Origin of the sequence: Sphingorhabdus sp. SMR4y, from assembly GCF_002218195.1 — a bacterium.
Taxonomy (GTDB): domain Bacteria; phylum Pseudomonadota; class Alphaproteobacteria; order Sphingomonadales; family Sphingomonadaceae; genus Parasphingorhabdus.
Map to the genome: position 1 here is coordinate 1,689,759 of NZ_CP022336.1, position 14,744 is coordinate 1,704,502.

The window sequence follows — 14,744 nt, forward strand, 5'->3', positions numbered from 1 at the left end:
TACCCCTTAGTGACTGTTCATTGAAAATCCCGCACGCTATGTCTCGACCTTTAAAAAGAATCAAGGGCCGAAACGAGGACCGATATTCGATGGGCCTATCAAAAGAAGGAATCAAAGCGGGTCTCGACCATGCCGCTGCCGTCGAACCCCGGCTGGCGGCCGCCATTGAAACGTCCGGCTATCCCGAGCCGCGCATCCGGCCGGAAGGCTATGAAACTTTGCTCCGCACCATAGTCGGACAGCAGGTTAGCGTGGCATCGGCAGCGGCGGTCTGGAACAAGCTGGAGGCGCGGCTGGGCGACGGCTGTCCCCCCGAGGCGCTGCTTGCCACGGAATTTGACGAACTGCGCGCCTGCGGGCTTTCGCGGCAGAAACAGGGCTATGCCAGAAGCCTTGCGGAGCTCATTCTCTCCGGTGGAGTGGATCTCGGAAATTTGCCGCAGGATGATGAAGAGGCGATCGCGCTGCTCACCAGAATAAGGGGCATTGGCCGATGGTCAGCGGAAATCTATCTGCTGTTCGCGCAGGGCCGCCCGGATATCTGGCCGGCGGGTGATCTTGCGATACAGGTCGGCGTCGGAGATTTTCTCGGCCTGCCGGAGCGCCCTTCGGAAAAGGACGTTCGAGACATCGCGCAAAGCTGGTCCCCGCATCGCGGCGCCGTCGCGATTTTCACCTGGCACCATTATCATGTGATGGTGATGTAGCGGTAACGGCCGCCGTCATTGCTAGGAACCAAATGGATGCTGAAACACGTTCAGCATGACGAAGCGCGTTGCCGCGCGTTTTCAGTCCACCGTATCAGAGATCCAGCGGATGATTCCACCAGGCGGTATCGGTGAAAGCACGCATGTCGAGTTCGAAGGTCCAGGCCGAGCGGTGCTGGTGAGCGATATGAAAATAGGTGTCGGCAATCGCCGAGGGCTCCATGATCTCGTCCTTGCCGTTGGCCTTGGCTTCCTGCAATCGGGCAAATCGTTCCGGTCCGAGCAGCTTGCCCAGCGTATCCGGCGCGTTGACCGCGCTGTCGATCAAGATATGCGCGACGTGAATGTTCTGCGGCGCGAATTCGGCGTTGAGCGTCTGGCAGAGCATTCGCCGCCCGCCCATGGCTGCGGCATGGCTATGCTGTCCGGCATTGCCGCGCATCGCGGACGTGGCCGATGTCACCAGCAGCGCGCCGCCACCACGGGCCACCATTTTCGGAAACAGTTTCTGCGCTACCCGGAAAACACCGAGCGTACCCATCCGCCAGCCCAGTTCAAAGGTCTTCAGCGGTGTATCCTCCAGTGTCCGGTTGCCGATCTGCGCGCCGAGATTGTAAACCACGACATTGATCGGCCCGATATCGGCTTCGACATCGTCGATCAGCCGCTCGATCGCCCCTTCGTCCACCGCGTTAAGCAAATGGCCGGAGGCCTTGCCCCCTGAGGCCTCTATTGCGGAGACCATTCTGTCGAGTCCGTCCTGGTCGCTGCGGCGGCACAATGCGACATGATAGCCATCCCGCGCAAAACGCTTGCCGACGTGACCGCCAATACCGGCGCCTGCCCCGATTATCATGCAAACGTCCGTCATAGTGCGCGCCTTGTCTATTTGAGGAAAGGATTGAGCTTCATCACTTCTTCCATGAAGGACCTGGGCTTCTTCCAGTTGGCCGTTTTCAAATTGGTCTTGAGATCGAGCGTCTTGATCACATCATTGATGAAATGCACGCAATTGCGTTTGTTGAGGCTGTAACTTTTCTGTGGAATGGCTTGCCATTTCTGCACCACAGCCAGCAGTTCGCGATATTTCTTGTCGCTGACCTTGACGGTAAAATGCGGGTTGCTGCTGGCGATATAGTCGGCGGAGGGGGCCTTGACATGGCCCTTGACCGAGCCGAACAAAATGCCCGGCGAGACATTGATCGCGGTAAAGCCGAAGCCGGTATCGACCTTCTTGCCATCGGACAGTTCCCCTTTCGCGACAAAGAAAGCGTGTGGAAAATTCTTGCCGAAATCGTGGGAATAGAATGTGACTGTCACCTCCGCATGCGCCGCGTACGAGAAGCTTGCCATGACCAGACACACGGCCAGACCGGCCATTCTCAACAGATATGCAAAAGCAGATTTCACGTTCATTCCCTCAATTCATCATCCAGCCAGCGAGCGGCCTGCCGGGGTGTTTTCTTGTCTTCATTCCGATCGACCATATAATTGGCCTCGCGCATATTTTCTACCGTGATTGCACCGATCAGGGGTTTTAGCGCGGCGACAAATTTGTCGTCCTCGCCCCGCTCCGGTGCCAGCAGCAGCACTGCTTCATAAGAGGGTACTGCGCCCTTCGGATCGTCCAACACGACAAACCCGTTCGCGGCAATCCGGCCGTCGGACGAGAAGGCGGAGATCACATCGACTTCTCCGCTGGCCAGAGCCGGATACATGAAAGTGGGGCTGAAGGAGCGGGCATCCTTGAAGCGGATCGGATAAACATCGCGCACCATCTGCCACTCGGGCCGCTCGAGAAATTCGACATCGGTGCCGAAATTGAAATCGCTCGATACCCGCGCCAGATCGTCGAGGGAGCGGAGCGCCTTTGTCCGGGCGTCTTCCGGCCGCACGGCAAAGGCATAGGTATTTTCAAATCCCAGCGCGCCGAGCATTTTGACCCCGTGACTGGCGCTGGTCCATTGCGCGATCGTCTCAAGCATCGCCGATTTGGGCTGATTGTCGCTGCGCTGCATCTGGTTGGTCCAGATCGTTCCGGAATAGTCGACATAGACATCGACATCGCCCTGCGAGAGCGCCTGGTAGACCACGGCCGAGCCCAGCCCGTCGCGGTAGCGAACCGTATAGCCCGATTCTTCCAGCCGCGACCCGATCAGCCGCGCGAGTATATATTGTTCGGAAAAGCCCTTGGCCCCGATCACCACGATATTGACACGGGCGATCATCAGCGGCAGCGTTGCGACCAATAATCCCGCCGCAATCATCGCCATCCCGGCCCATGCCAAAATCCGCCGGCGTTCGCGAATGCCGCGCTCGATCAGGCCGAGCAACAGGTCGACCGAAATGGCGAGCGCCGCCGAAAACAGACAGCCTGCCAGCACCAGCGTCCAGTTTTGCGTCTGCAGTCCGGCAAAGATCAGATCGCCAAGGCTGGGCTGGCCGACGGTGGTGGACAATGTCGCCGCGCCAATGGTCCAGACGGCAGCGGTGCGGATTCCGGCCATGATCGTCGGCGCCGCCAGTGGGGCCTCGACAAGATATAACTTCTGACGGCTGGTCATGCCGAGACCATCTGCCGCCTGCTTTGCCGCCGGGTCGACACCGGTCAATCCGGTCACCGCATTGCGCAGGATCGGTAGCAGAGCATAGAGTGTCAGCGCGAGCAGCGCCGGCAGAAAGCCGAATGCTGATATACCGTCGCCGACCAGCGCCGACACGCCGAGAAGCAGCGGATAGAAGAGGGCGAGCAGGGCCAGTCCGGGGATCGTCTGAATCAGGCTGGCAACAGCCAGCGCGACCCCAGCCACCCGCGGCGAACGTGCGGCCCAGATCGCCAACGGCAGACAGATGAGCATTGCCAGAGCCAGCGCGGACACGCTGATCTGCACATGGGCTGCGAGCAATTCCGGTACTCGCAACAGGGCCTGTTGCCATACCTCGGTCACGGTTTCTTGCCCAAAGCGATCAGATGGGCGGCCTGCGCGCGGGGAATGGCGACCAGCGCTTCGGCTTCTTCACCGACATTGCCGGACAGGAGCTCGGCGGGGGTGGCATCGGCCTTGATCTGGCCGCCCTCCATCACGAGGATGCGGTCGGCAAGATAAAGCGCTTCGGCCATATCATGGGTGACGATGATCGTGGTCAGACCGAGCCGCTGGTGCAGCGCCTTATATTGATCGGTCAGACTGTCGCGGGTCACCGGGTCGAGCGCGCCAAAAGGTTCGTCCATCAGCATCAGTCCGGGCCGGGTTGCCAGAGCACGAGCGACACCCACACGCTGCTGCTGACCGCCGCTCAACTGATCCGGCATGCGCGCGGCCATGTCCTGCGGCAGTTCGACCAAATCAAGCAGTTCGGCGACCCGATCGGCCCTGCCCTCTGTCTCGCCAGTCAGTTCCAGCCCGATGGCGATATTGCGGGCGATCGTCATATGCGGGAACAGGCCAATATTCTGGAACACATAGCCGATGCGACGGCGCAGGATATGGGGATCGACCGAGTCGACCGGCTCATCTGCGACAAGGATAGTGCCGCTGTCCGGATCGACCAGACGGTTGATCATTTTCAGCAAGGTCGATTTCCCGGAGCCGGACAGGCCGACCAGAGCCACCATGCTACCCGCCGCGATGTCCAGCGAGACCCCGTCAACAGCACGAAGCGCGCCATAGTGCCGGCTGACGTTTCGGAGACTTAGGGAGGGACCGGAGACTGGCATCGGAATATATTGTGACGCGCTTTGCCGCGCATGTCCAACTTCACTTGACCTTGGCAGCAAAAACGGCTCGAATGAACATCAATGTTAATAACGATGTGGGAGCGGATTCATGGGCTATCAAAACGGGCAAAAAGCGATTTTCATTACCGGAGGTGCATCCGGACTTGGCCGTGAAGTTGGCCGCTATTTCGCCGAGAAGGGCTGGTTTATCGGGATCGCCGATATCAACGAGAAAGGTATGGCCGAAACGGCCGCGCTGATCCCCGAGGGGCAAAGCTCGATCCACAAGCTCGATGTGACCGACCGGGCGCAATGGAAACAGGCGGTTGCCGAATTTGGGGCAGTTACCGGCGGCAGGATGAATGTCCTGTTCAACAATGCCGGGATCGGCGAAGGCGGTCCGATCCAGGACATGGAAGATGCCGATATCGATCTGATGATCGCGATCAACCTGACCGGCGTGATCAGCGGCACGCGTGCCTGCTTCGACATTCTCAAAAACACGCCGGACAGCTGCATTCTCTACACCGCATCGGCCGCCGGCATCTACGGGGTCGGCGATCTCAGTGTCTATAGCGCCACCAAATTTGCCGTGCGCGGGCTGGCTGAATCGCATGATATCGAACTGCGCAAATATGGCATCAAATCACGGTCGCTGATGCCCGGCTTCATCGACACCAATATCATTTCCAATGTCGTCGAGGGCACCAACCAGAGCGGCAAGGAACGGCTGCAAGAAGCAGGCGTCATGGTCAGCCCGGTTTCCATTATCGGGCCGGCTGCCTGGGCCGCGGTACATGGTGACAAGCTTCATACACCGGTCAACAAAATGGCGAAACAGCTGGCCTTCGCCGCGCGGTGGATGCCGGGCCGGGTGCGCAAACAATCGGTCAGTCTGGCCAGCAATCTTGGCGATGTACTGGCCGGATCGGAAGAGAAATAGGGTCTAGGCGCAGCGCTCGATGATCTGTGCCAGGTCGATGTCGCGCTGAGACAAGCCGCCGTTTTCACCCGCATCGTGAGTCGTCAGCACGATGTCGACACGGTTGTAGACATTGAACCATTCGGGATGATGATCGGCCTTTTCCGCATGCAGGGCAACACGGGTCATGAAGGCGAAGGCTTCGGTGAAATCGGAAAATTTGAACGAGCGGCTGATCGCGTCCCTGTCGGCATCATATTGCCAGTCGGAAAGCCTGGCGAGAACCGCCTTGCGCTCTGCGTCATTCAATTGCGCCACCATATTTATCGCTCCTTGCTTGGCTTTCGCGCCAATCCATGTCTTAAGTCTGTGCGATGAGCAAGACCCAGTCAACCGGAAGCAATGATCGGCTAGTCGCCGATGCCGTGAGCTGCGCGCGGGGAGGGCGAATATTGTTCCGGGACCTGCGTTTTTCGCTGGAACCGGGCCAGGCCGGATTGCTGACCGGCCCCAATGGTGTCGGCAAATCAAGCCTGTTGCGCTTGCTCGCCGGATTGCTCGAGCCATCAGCCGGATCCTATAGCGCGCCGGAGACCAGAGCCCTGTGCGACGACCGGCTGGCGCTCGACGAATATCTGCCGCTGGATCAGGCCCTCGGTTTCTGGGCAAAGCTGGATGGCAAAGGCGCAACCGACACAGAAACTGCCATGGAGCGAGCGGGTCTGCGCCATCTTGCGGAAGTGCCGGTGCGCTATTTTTCGACCGGCCAGCGACAGCGTGCGCGACTGGCACGCACCTATCAGGCCGGCGCAAGTCTGTGGCTGCTCGACGAACCGGCCAATGGGCTCGACACGGATTCGGTCAGTCGACTGGGAGAGGCGCTGCAAAAGCATCTCGACAATGGCGGGATCATTCTAGCGGCCAGCCATATCCCCTTGCCGATCGCATTCGATTTCAGCCTGAAGCTCGAACCCCTGGAAGAATTGGAGGCATGTTCGTGATGAACGGCATCGCAACCATCATCTGGCGCGATGTGCGACAGAGCTACGCCAGCGGCGGGACCTGGCTGCCGGTCATATTTTACCTTTCTGCTGCGACTTTATTCCCCTTTGCGGTTGGACCGGACCGGGCGCTGCTGCTGCAAACCGGCGGGGGGATCTTGTGGATAGCGGCGCTGCTTGCGACCTTGCTGCCACTCGACCGACTGATCCAGCCCGATCTGGATAATGGCATCTATGACCAGATGATCGTGCGGGGCCTGTCCGACGAAGCCATCGCGGCGGCGCGGCTGATATCGCACTGGCTGGCATTCGGCCCGCCACTGCTGCTCGCCGCCTTTTTGGCCAGTGGGCTGATGGGACTGGAGGGGCCTGCCCTTGGCACGTTGCTGGCGAGCCTTGCGATTGCGACACCGGCTCTTGCCGGTCTGGCCGTGATGATCGCGGCACTGACTGCCGGAATGAAGGGCGCCGGCGCGCTGGGCGGATTATTGCTTGTTCCGCTGGCCATCCCGCTGCTGATTTTCGGCGCCGGTAGCCTCTCTGCCCCCGGCAACAGTGCGTTGCTGTTTCTGTCAGCAATTTCGCTGTTGCTGGTTGCGGTCGCGCCTCTTGCCGCCGGAGCGGCGCTGCGTGCAGTTCGCGAATAAGGCGGCGGAAATCTCTATTTTTTGTGGATCAGCATCCAGGCGTCAACCGCCCGTTCCGCGCGTTCGCGGCGTTCCTGCGTGGTAAGCCTGAAATTCTCGCCATAGCGGATAAAAAAGTCGAGCCTGCCCAAGACCAGACCGACGAACATTTCCGAAGACCATGTCAAATTGGTCGTCTGGATTTCCCCTCTTTCCTGTGACTTTTTCAATAGATTCATTAGATTTTTCAGTAACATCCGGGGGCCGTTGTCGAGGAAATATTTTCCGACCTTGGGGTCCCTGTTCACCTCTGCAGCCAATATGCGATCGAAGCGGATTCGTTCTTCCACCATCATGGTGTCCAGCATATTTTCTGCGGTAAACAGCAAAGTTTCGCGGAGACTTCTGGTCTTCGAATTCTCGTCGACCAGAGTCTCGCTCATTACGCGACATTGTTCCTTCACCACTTCGGCAAAAAGATTCTCCTTGGTTTTAAACCAGTTGTAGATGGTGACTTTCGAGACTTCCGCGCGTGCGGCGATCGCTTCAATGCTCGCCCCGGTAAAACCGGCGGTGAAAAATTCGCTACGGGCAGCGGCAAGAATCTTGGCGATTTTGCGCTGACTCGATGGCCGGTCGGCCCGCTCCTTCAGAATTTCCACATCCGTGTTTTCCACGATTTTCCCCTTCCTCGTCCTGCAACCAGACATAAATTGAACGGTCACGTTCAATTTAAACGTTGACGTTCAATTTCTCTGATGCCATATTATTGATGCTTGGTAAAGACCCAGCCGATTCAACCGCGGACAAAAATGTGACAAAACAGTACAAGAACTCCCGATTCTTGCTTCTTGCTATGGCATTCGCTGTCAGCGGCTGCGCAAGTCTTGCGCCCGATTCGACGGCCCCCGACATTGCCGCCGGCATCCCTGCGACCTTTGACCAGGGAGACGCCGACGGCCGCTATCAACCTGCGGGCTGGTGGAAGGCGTTCGAAGATCCGGTGCTGGACAATCTGCTGGAAGAGGCGCTCAGCAAGAATCTTGATCTCGCAGAAGCATCAGCCAGACTGCGCGCCGCCGAAGCGCAAGCACGCCTTTCCAAGAGCGGTCTGTTCCCGCAACTCAATGCCGGGCTCGACGGCAGCTATTCCGAGTCTCCGGCCGGAGGCACCAGCTTTGGCGCGATTGCCGGCGGCGGGCGGCTGGAAAATGAAACCTATTCCTCCAGCCTGGCCTTGTCCTATGAAATCGATATCTGGGGCAAGATCCGCGATGGAGCCCGTGCCGGTCGGGCCGACGCGATCGCAGCGTCCGCCGATCTGCACGCCGTGCGGCTGGCGGTGCTGGCGGAATCGATTACCAGCTATTTTGATATCGTCGATGCGCGGCACCAGATTGCCCTGACCACCAAGATTATCGATGTTCTCGCCGACCGCGTCGGACAGACAGAAGACCGCTATGGTCGCGGGCTGGTAACATCCTTCGAACTCTATCAGGTGCGGCAGGATTTCCGGAACATACAGGCCAGCTTGCCGCAGCGGGAAGCCCAGCTGGCAGCGACCGAAGGGCAACTCGCGGTCCTGGTCGGGCGATATGCAAACAATATGCAGACGCTGCTTGGCGATACGCTGACACCCAAGCTGGTTTTTGAACCGGTTCCGGCGGGCCTGCCGATCGATCTTCTGGCCCAGCGGCCGGACGTATTTGCCGAAAGCCAACGGCTCGAATCCGCCCGCTTCAATCTGGGCGCGCGACGCGCAGAACGGTTTCCATCGCTCAGTCTGTCTGCCGGCACCGGGACCCAGGCCGGCGAGCCGTCGGGTATCTTCGAGATCATGGACAACTGGGTTCTCAGCCTAGGCGCCGGTTTGACCGCACCGCTGTTCCAGGGCGGCAGGATCAAGGCCAATATCGATATTGCAGACGCCCAATATGCACAGCAGACAGCGGTCTATGCACGCACCGTGCTGACCGCCTATCAGGAAGTGCGAACCGCGATCGAACGCTATGAAGAAGAACGCCAGCGCTACCGCTTTCTGTTTTCCCAGCTCGACGAAGCGGAGGCGACGACAGCATTGCAGTCGCGCCGGTTTGCCAATGGTGTCGGCAGCTATATCGACTATCTCGACGCCTTGCGCGCGCAATATCAGGTCGAATCATCCCTGTCGTCTGCCGCGCGTGACGTTGCGCTCGCGCGGCTCGGCGTTCACCGTGCCCTCGGTGGCAGCTGGGATACGCCGGCAATCCAAATATCAGATGCAATCGCTGATCCTTCCCATACGCAAGGAGATAATTAAGTGCAGAGGCAACGCGTCATCGGCGGTCTGATCCTGCTCGGGGCAATATTGATTGCCGCGATCCTGATCATGTTGCGTTCCGACCCCGAAGAGAAGCCGCCAGAGGACCTGATCCCCTTGGTGCAGGCTGAAACGCTGGAAATCCGTTCCGGCAATTTGATGGTCAGTGGCGCCGGCACGGTGCGTGCGCGGGAAGAACTGACACTGGCCGCAGAAGTTGCGGGCAAGCTGGTCTATGTCAATCCTGATCTGCGGGAGGGCCAGCGCATTCAGCAGGGTGCTGTTCTCTTTCGGATAGATTCGGCCAATTATCGCAACGCGGTGCAAACCGCGCAGGCCGATGTGGCATCGCAATCCGTGTCCGTCTTGCAGGCAAAGGAAGAAGTCGCTTTGGCAAAGGCTGAACTGGACCGGTTCCAGCAGCGTGGCAGCAGCGGCAGCAGTGCCTATGCGAGCGTCGACAGCAGCGATTATGCCGCACGCATTCTCCCGCCCGATGCCTTGGCGCAAAAGGCGGCACCCGGAGAACCGGCAGCAAAACAGCCTATAGTCCCCAACGGTCTGGCCACCCGGAAACCACAGCTGCAATCCGCGCAGGCGGGTCTGCGGCGGGCCCAGGCCAATCTTGCCGATGCCCGGACCGCGCTGGAACGCACCGTGGTTCGCGCGCCATTTTCCGGGATTGTCCGGGCCGAAGACATTGCCTTGGGCAGCTATGTGCAGCCGGGACAAAGCCTGGGTTCGATGGTTGGAACGGCTGATTATGAAGCGGTGATTCCGCTGTCGGAAAGCGAAGCCGCGCTGATCCCTCAACTGTTTGACGCTGGCAAAGGAAGCCGGATTCAAGCATCGATATTCTCCGACTATGGCGGTGTCCGTTATCGCTGGGCGGCCTATGTCGATCGCGTCAACGGCGTGCTCAATCCCCAGACCCGCACGATTGACGTGTTCCTGCGCATACCTCGCCCGACCGGCGGCGGCTCGCCGGCGGCAGATGCTGCCAACGCCGGGAAATCGGCAACCGCAGCCTCCGCGCCGCCATTATTTGTCGGCAGCTTTGTCGATGCCGAAATTACCGGCATGGCGCTGGACAGCTATGCGGTGCTGCCGCTGGCTGCGCTGCGCGCTGGCAACAAGGTGTGGCTGGTCGAAAACGGGCGACTGCGCATTGTCACGGTCGAGATCTATCAGCGCACCGACACGGCCGCGCTGGTCAGCCCAAGAGGGCTCGGCACCAAGCCAGTGGCCGTAACCGGAAATCTGAAAATCGCAACAGAGGGCCTGCGCGTCCGGGTCGCAGAGCCGCGCCCGGCGGCCACGTCCGCGAAAAACGGTTCGACCGGTGCCACCTCCGATTCGAAAGCCAAAACGGTTAAATGACCAGCACAACCGACCTTGATTCCCCCCAGGTGGAACAACCGAGCAAGGCAGTAATGGAGCAAAGCGGCATTGTCGCCTTCATGGCGCGCAATGGTGTCGCGGCCAATCTGCTGATGATTTTCCTGTTTGTCGCCGGCATCGCCTCTTACCGGACGATCGTCCAGGAGGTGTTTGCGGAAAATAGCCTCGACACGATTCAGGTCAGCGTCGCCTATCCCGGCGCAACGCCCGACGAGGTCGAGGAATCGATCGTTCAGAAAATCGAAGAAGCGGTCGAAGCAGTCGAAAATGTCAAAGAGATCAAATCCAATGCCGCGGAGAATACCGGCACCGTATCGATCGAGCTGGAGCTGGGGACCGATATTGACCGGGCGCTGGACGATATCAAAGCCGAAATAGACCAGATCCAGTCCTTCCCCGATGAGGCCGAAGAACCCAGTGTTCGGGAACTGACCACAAGGCAGAGCGTGATCCGGATCGCAATTTTCGGAGATGTTTCGGAAAAAGCCCTGAAGGAAACCGCCTATCGGCTGGAAGATTCCCTCGCCGCCCTGCCCGAAATTTCCTTTGTCGATACCAGTTCGATCCGCAACTACGAAGTTTCGATCGAAGTGCCACAGGATACGCTGCAAGCCTTTGGCCTGTCGCTCAACGACGTATCGCGCACGGTTGCCGCCAGCAGTCTGGACAGCCCGGCAGGCTCGATCGATACCGACAACGAAGAAGTGCGCGTGCGAACCATCGGGCAAAATTACAACCAGCAGAATTTCGAGGATATCGTGCTGGTCAGCAATGAGAATGGCGCGATGATCCGGCTCGGAGAGATTGCCAATATCCGGGACGAGTTCGAGGATACGGATCTCGTGTCGCTGTACAATGGCAAGCCCGTGGCATTTGTCGAAGTCTTCCGCACCAGCGACGAACGCGTGCTTGACGTGTCGCGCGCCACCAAGGAATTTCTGGAGGGGGAGTTTGCACATTCCCTGCCCGAGGGTATTTCCTACGCGATCTGGAGCGATGACAGCGAATTGCTCAACGATCGCCTCAGCCTGTTGCTGAAAAACGCAGCGATCGGCCTGTTCCTGGTTTTGATCGCCCTCACCCTGTTCCTCGACATCCGCCTCGCAGGCTGGACGGCGCTGGGAATCGGGATTACCTTTGTCGGGGCGATTTTCATCCTCGATCTGGCTGGGTCGAGCATCAACATGTTCTCGCTGTTCGGCTTCATTCTCGCTCTCGGCCTTGTGGTTGACGATGCCATTGTCGTGGGCGAAAGCGTCTATGCCCGACGCGAAGCCGGGCGCACCGGAATGGGTGCGGCAGTGACCGGCGCACGACGGGTCACCGTGCCGGTAATCTTCGCAGTGCTGACAACAGTCGCTGCCTTTTCACCGCTGTTCGCGGTTGGTGGTATCATGGGCAAGATTTTGGCCGACGTCCCTCTGGTGGTGGTCGCCGTCCTGTTTCTCTCACTGGTTGAAAGCCTGCTGATCCTGCCCAGTCACCTCAGCCATTTGCCGGCTCCCGGAACGCCGACGCGCAATTCGGTCACCCGCTTTTTCGAAAGAGTTCAGGCCAAGGTCGACGTGCAATATCAGCGGTTCGTCGACGGACCGCTTGATCGGGCCGTGCGCTACGCCATTCGCATGCCGTTCGTCATATTGGCCGCTAACGTTGCGCTGCTCATCCTTATCGCATCCCTGATCCCGGCGGGCATTATCAAAAACTCCTTTTTCCCCGCCATCGAGGCCGATGTCGTTACGGCCAATCTGGAAATGCCGGCCGGCACAACGATTGCGGAAACCGAGAAAATCGCCCGCCTGATCGAGCAAAAGGGCCGCGAGACCTATGCGAAGTTCGACGCCGGGCAGGATGCCGATGAACCATCAGCGTTACGGGGCATATTCACGCTTGTCGGACAGGAACCGCGCACCAACGGACCCAATCTGCCCAGTAACGGCTTTTCGGCCAATATTGCCAGCGTGCAGTTCAGCTTCATTCCCGGCGACCAGCGCGAACTCGCCTCGCGGGATTTTGAAAATGCATGGCGCGAGAATGTCGGGCCGATTGTCGAAGCCCGCTCATTGGTCTTTGCCTCGGACCTTCTGTCCATTGGCGCTCCGGTCGACGTGCAACTGTCCGACCCTGATCCTGCGGTGGTGGAAGCCGCTGCGTCGGACTTGATGGCCAGACTGAACCGCTTTGCCGGTGTTTTCGATATCGAGAGCGATCAGGATCAGGGCCTGAAGGAAATCCAGCTCCGGCTGAAACCCGAGGCCCGCTCTCTCGGGGTCACCTTGCAGGATGTCGCGCTGCAGGTACGGGCGGCTTTTTTTGGCAGTGAAGCGCTACGCGTCCAGCGCGGGGATGAAGATATGCGTGTCTATATCCGCCTGCCCGAAGAGGAACGCAATTCGATCGTAGACGTCGAACGGTTCCGGGTCCGCGTGCCGGGCGGAGAAGTCCCGCTCGCCACCCTGGCCGAGGTATCTTTTGGTCAGGCCCCTGCCGTTATCCGTCGTACCGATGGCCGGCGGATCACGACCGTTACCGCCGATATCGATACCAATATCGTCACCAGCCAGGAAATTGCCAAGGCGCTGACCAACGAGATCATGCCGCAACTGCAAGCCGACTATCCGCAATTGCAGTATAGCTTCGGTGGTGAACAGCAGGAGCAAGAAGATTCCTTTGGTGATCTCGGCATCGCTTTTGGCGCCGCCCTGCTGATGATCTATGCGCTGCTCGCGATACCGTTCCGCTCCTATATGCAGCCGCTGATAATCATGGCCGTGATTCCTTTCGGCATCATCGGTGCGCTGATCGGGCATCTTCTGCTCGGCCTGCCGCTGGGCGTGCTCAGCATGTTCGGAATGATCGCCTTGTCCGGCGTGATCGTGAACGGCTCGCTGATCCTGATTGACTTCATCAACGAGAATCTGCGCGACGGCATGCCGATTGAAGAGGCCATTCTTGCCGGCGCCAAGTCAAGATTCCGGCCGATCATGCTGACGTCGCTGACGACCTTTCTGGGGGTTGCTCCGATCACTTTCGAGACCAGCGTGCAAGCCCAGTTCCTGATCCCGATGTCGGCCAGCCTTGGCTTTGGCGTATTGTTTGGCGCGGTCATCCTGCAATTGCTGATTCCGGCACTGACGATATTGGAATATTCTGGAAAGCGGCGGTTCAAGCAATATTGGCACCGCTTATTTGCCCATCCTGTCGGAACCTGATGGCCCCCGGCTGATATGCAGCTTATGCTGGCGATAGCACCGGGACAGCCACCGAAGCTGCCCGGGACAGAAACGACGATTAGAAGAGACGAAGAGAAATATCATGGCCCGACCCGAACCACGAACTCTGACTGTGATGGCCAGCATGCGCCTGACCCCCAATATGCACCGGGTGACGCTGGGCGGTGAAGGGATTGCCGGCTTTCCGGCCGATCGGAACGGCGGCTATGTCAAGCTGATGCTGCCCGGTCCGGCGGGTGACCGCCCTCTGGTGCGGACCTATACCATCCGCAGCCAGGCGGAGGACAGCATATCGGTCGACTTTGCGCTACATGGGTCGGACGAGGATTCCGGCCCCGCGACAAGCTGGGCGATCAACGCGCAAGCGGGCGATATGATCAAGCTGGGCGGGCCGGGCGACGCCAAACCGCTGCCTGAAGGACCCGGGCCGTTTCTGCTGGTCGGCGACATGACGGCGTTGCCTGCCATATCGGTCAATCTGGAAGCTCTGCCGGAAGATGCAACCGGGGATGCTATCCTCCTCGTCCGGGACAAAGAGGACCGGCAACCGCTGGTCAAACCGGCAGGCGTGAATATCCACTGGCTGATAGATGCCGACCTGGGCGCCGATCCCACACTTCTCGCGGACGCTGCGCGTGGTTTATCGGATGTGGACAGACTGGCTTATGCCTGGGTCGCGTGCGAATTCGAGGCGATGAAGCTGTTGCGGCAATATCTGCGCGTCGAACAGGGCTTCGGTCCCGACCGCCTCTATATTTCAAGCTACTGGAAACGCGGCCTGATCGAGGATGACCACAAGCAGATCAAGCGCGCCGACACGCAAGCCAGCGGCTGATC

General features: G+C 59.3%; 14 protein-coding genes. 8 read left to right on the plus strand and 6 right to left on the minus strand.

Annotated elements, in window-relative coordinates:
- The first annotated feature begins 89 nt into the window (after positions 1-89).
- Positions 90-707 carry a DNA-3-methyladenine glycosylase family protein gene (locus tag SPHFLASMR4Y_RS07980; RefSeq protein WP_089133057.1) on the plus strand — a complete coding sequence of 206 codons (618 nt, stop codon included), beginning with the start codon at positions 90-92 and terminating at the stop codon, positions 705-707.
- A gap of 94 nt (positions 708-801) precedes the next feature.
- On the opposite strand, the gene SPHFLASMR4Y_RS07985 is transcribed toward SPHFLASMR4Y_RS07980, so the two are convergent.
- From SPHFLASMR4Y_RS07985 to SPHFLASMR4Y_RS08000, 4 genes are read right to left on the minus strand one after another with little or no spacing between them, the layout of a single operon-like run.
- Positions 802-1,578 (minus strand): SDR family NAD(P)-dependent oxidoreductase, encoded by a 777-nt coding sequence (locus SPHFLASMR4Y_RS07985; protein WP_089133058.1) that lies wholly within the window; start codon positions 1,576-1,578, stop codon positions 802-804.
- A gap of 14 nt (positions 1,579-1,592) precedes the next feature.
- Positions 1,593-2,123 carry a hypothetical protein gene (locus SPHFLASMR4Y_RS07990; protein ID WP_260807124.1) on the minus strand — a complete coding sequence of 177 codons (531 nt, stop codon included), beginning with the start codon at positions 2,121-2,123 and terminating at the stop codon, positions 1,593-1,595.
- Positions 2,120-3,655: an ABC transporter permease/substrate-binding protein gene (locus SPHFLASMR4Y_RS07995; protein ID WP_260807125.1), complete on the minus strand. Its 1,536-nt coding sequence runs from the start codon at positions 3,653-3,655 to the stop codon at positions 2,120-2,122. The genes SPHFLASMR4Y_RS07990 and SPHFLASMR4Y_RS07995 overlap by 4 nt, the downstream gene beginning before the upstream one ends.
- Positions 3,652-4,425, minus strand: coding sequence for an ABC transporter ATP-binding protein (locus tag SPHFLASMR4Y_RS08000; protein WP_089133059.1), 774 nt, complete (start codon positions 4,423-4,425; stop codon positions 3,652-3,654). Before SPHFLASMR4Y_RS08000 ends, SPHFLASMR4Y_RS07995 begins: the two co-directional genes overlap by 4 nt.
- Before the next feature lie 109 nt (positions 4,426-4,534).
- Here SPHFLASMR4Y_RS08000 and SPHFLASMR4Y_RS08005 point away from each other — a divergent pair, with 109 nt between their 5' ends.
- The gene (locus SPHFLASMR4Y_RS08005; RefSeq protein WP_089133060.1) at positions 4,535-5,368 is read left to right on the plus strand and encodes an SDR family oxidoreductase; all 834 of its coding nucleotides are present in this window, start codon (positions 4,535-4,537) and stop codon (positions 5,366-5,368) included.
- Between the two features lie 3 nt (positions 5,369-5,371).
- Here the strand turns inward: SPHFLASMR4Y_RS08005 and SPHFLASMR4Y_RS08010 are convergent, their stop codons facing one another.
- Positions 5,372-5,740 (minus strand): 4a-hydroxytetrahydrobiopterin dehydratase, encoded by a 369-nt coding sequence (locus tag SPHFLASMR4Y_RS08010; RefSeq protein ID WP_260807126.1) that lies wholly within the window; start codon positions 5,738-5,740, stop codon positions 5,372-5,374.
- On the opposite strand from SPHFLASMR4Y_RS08010, the gene ccmA reads away from it, so the two are divergent.
- Together ccmA and SPHFLASMR4Y_RS08020 are read left to right on the plus strand one after the other, a co-directional pair.
- Positions 5,722-6,348, plus strand: a complete 627-nt coding sequence (gene ccmA / locus SPHFLASMR4Y_RS08015; protein WP_089133062.1) for a heme ABC exporter ATP-binding protein CcmA — start codon at positions 5,722-5,724, stop codon at positions 6,346-6,348. The genes SPHFLASMR4Y_RS08010 and ccmA overlap by 19 nt on opposite strands.
- Positions 6,348-6,995: a heme exporter protein CcmB gene (locus tag SPHFLASMR4Y_RS08020; protein WP_089134775.1), complete on the plus strand. Its 648-nt coding sequence runs from the start codon at positions 6,348-6,350 to the stop codon at positions 6,993-6,995. Before ccmA ends, SPHFLASMR4Y_RS08020 begins: the two co-directional genes overlap by 1 nt.
- Positions 6,996-7,009: 14 nt before the next feature.
- On the opposite strand, the gene SPHFLASMR4Y_RS08025 is transcribed toward SPHFLASMR4Y_RS08020, so the two are convergent.
- Complete coding sequence (locus SPHFLASMR4Y_RS08025; protein WP_186266085.1) at positions 7,010-7,651, minus strand: TetR/AcrR family transcriptional regulator; 642 nt, start codon at positions 7,649-7,651, stop codon at positions 7,010-7,012.
- Between the two features lie 179 nt (positions 7,652-7,830).
- Here SPHFLASMR4Y_RS08025 and SPHFLASMR4Y_RS08030 point away from each other — a divergent pair, with 179 nt between their 5' ends.
- The 4 genes from SPHFLASMR4Y_RS08030 to SPHFLASMR4Y_RS08045 all read left to right on the plus strand — a co-directional run bounded on the left by SPHFLASMR4Y_RS08030 (position 7,831) and on the right by SPHFLASMR4Y_RS08045 (position 14,742).
- A complete protein-coding gene (locus SPHFLASMR4Y_RS08030; protein WP_186266086.1) occupies positions 7,831-9,273 on the plus strand; it encodes an efflux transporter outer membrane subunit in 1,443 nt (480 codons plus the stop codon).
- Entirely contained in the window at positions 9,274-10,653 is a 1,380-nt protein-coding gene (locus SPHFLASMR4Y_RS08035; protein ID WP_089133065.1) for an efflux RND transporter periplasmic adaptor subunit, read from the plus strand.
- Entirely contained in the window at positions 10,650-13,886 is a 3,237-nt protein-coding gene (locus SPHFLASMR4Y_RS08040) for an efflux RND transporter permease subunit (RefSeq protein WP_089133066.1), read from the plus strand. The genes SPHFLASMR4Y_RS08035 and SPHFLASMR4Y_RS08040 overlap by 4 nt, the downstream gene beginning before the upstream one ends.
- A gap of 103 nt (positions 13,887-13,989) precedes the next feature.
- Entirely contained in the window at positions 13,990-14,742 is a 753-nt protein-coding gene (locus SPHFLASMR4Y_RS08045; RefSeq protein WP_089133067.1) for a siderophore-interacting protein, read from the plus strand.
- Positions 14,743-14,744 lie beyond the last annotated feature (2 nt).

Excerpts from the sequence above, each read along its gene's own strand:
- SPHFLASMR4Y_RS08040 (WP_089133066.1), top strand. The coding sequence starts at position 10,650 with ATGACCAGCACAACCGACCTTGATTCCCCCCAGGTGGAACAACCGAGC.
- SPHFLASMR4Y_RS07990 (WP_260807124.1), bottom strand. The coding sequence starts at position 2,123 with ATGAACGTGAAATCTGCTTTTGCATATCTGTTGAGAATGGCCGGTCTG.
- SPHFLASMR4Y_RS08020 (WP_089134775.1), top strand. The coding sequence starts at position 6,348 with ATGAACGGCATCGCAACCATCATCTGGCGCGATGTGCGACAGAGCTAC.
- SPHFLASMR4Y_RS07980 (WP_089133057.1), top strand. The coding sequence starts at position 90 with ATGGGCCTATCAAAAGAAGGAATCAAAGCGGGTCTCGACCATGCCGCT.
- SPHFLASMR4Y_RS08045 (WP_089133067.1), top strand. The coding sequence starts at position 13,990 with ATGGCCCGACCCGAACCACGAACTCTGACTGTGATGGCCAGCATGCGC.
- SPHFLASMR4Y_RS08005 (WP_089133060.1), top strand. The coding sequence starts at position 4,535 with ATGGGCTATCAAAACGGGCAAAAAGCGATTTTCATTACCGGAGGTGCA.
- SPHFLASMR4Y_RS07985 (WP_089133058.1), bottom strand. The coding sequence starts at position 1,578 with ATGACGGACGTTTGCATGATAATCGGGGCAGGCGCCGGTATTGGCGGT.
- ccmA (WP_089133062.1), top strand. The coding sequence starts at position 5,722 with ATGAGCAAGACCCAGTCAACCGGAAGCAATGATCGGCTAGTCGCCGAT.
- SPHFLASMR4Y_RS08000 (WP_089133059.1), bottom strand. The coding sequence starts at position 4,425 with ATGCCAGTCTCCGGTCCCTCCCTAAGTCTCCGAAACGTCAGCCGGCAC.
- SPHFLASMR4Y_RS08030 (WP_186266086.1), top strand. The coding sequence starts at position 7,831 with ATGGCATTCGCTGTCAGCGGCTGCGCAAGTCTTGCGCCCGATTCGACG.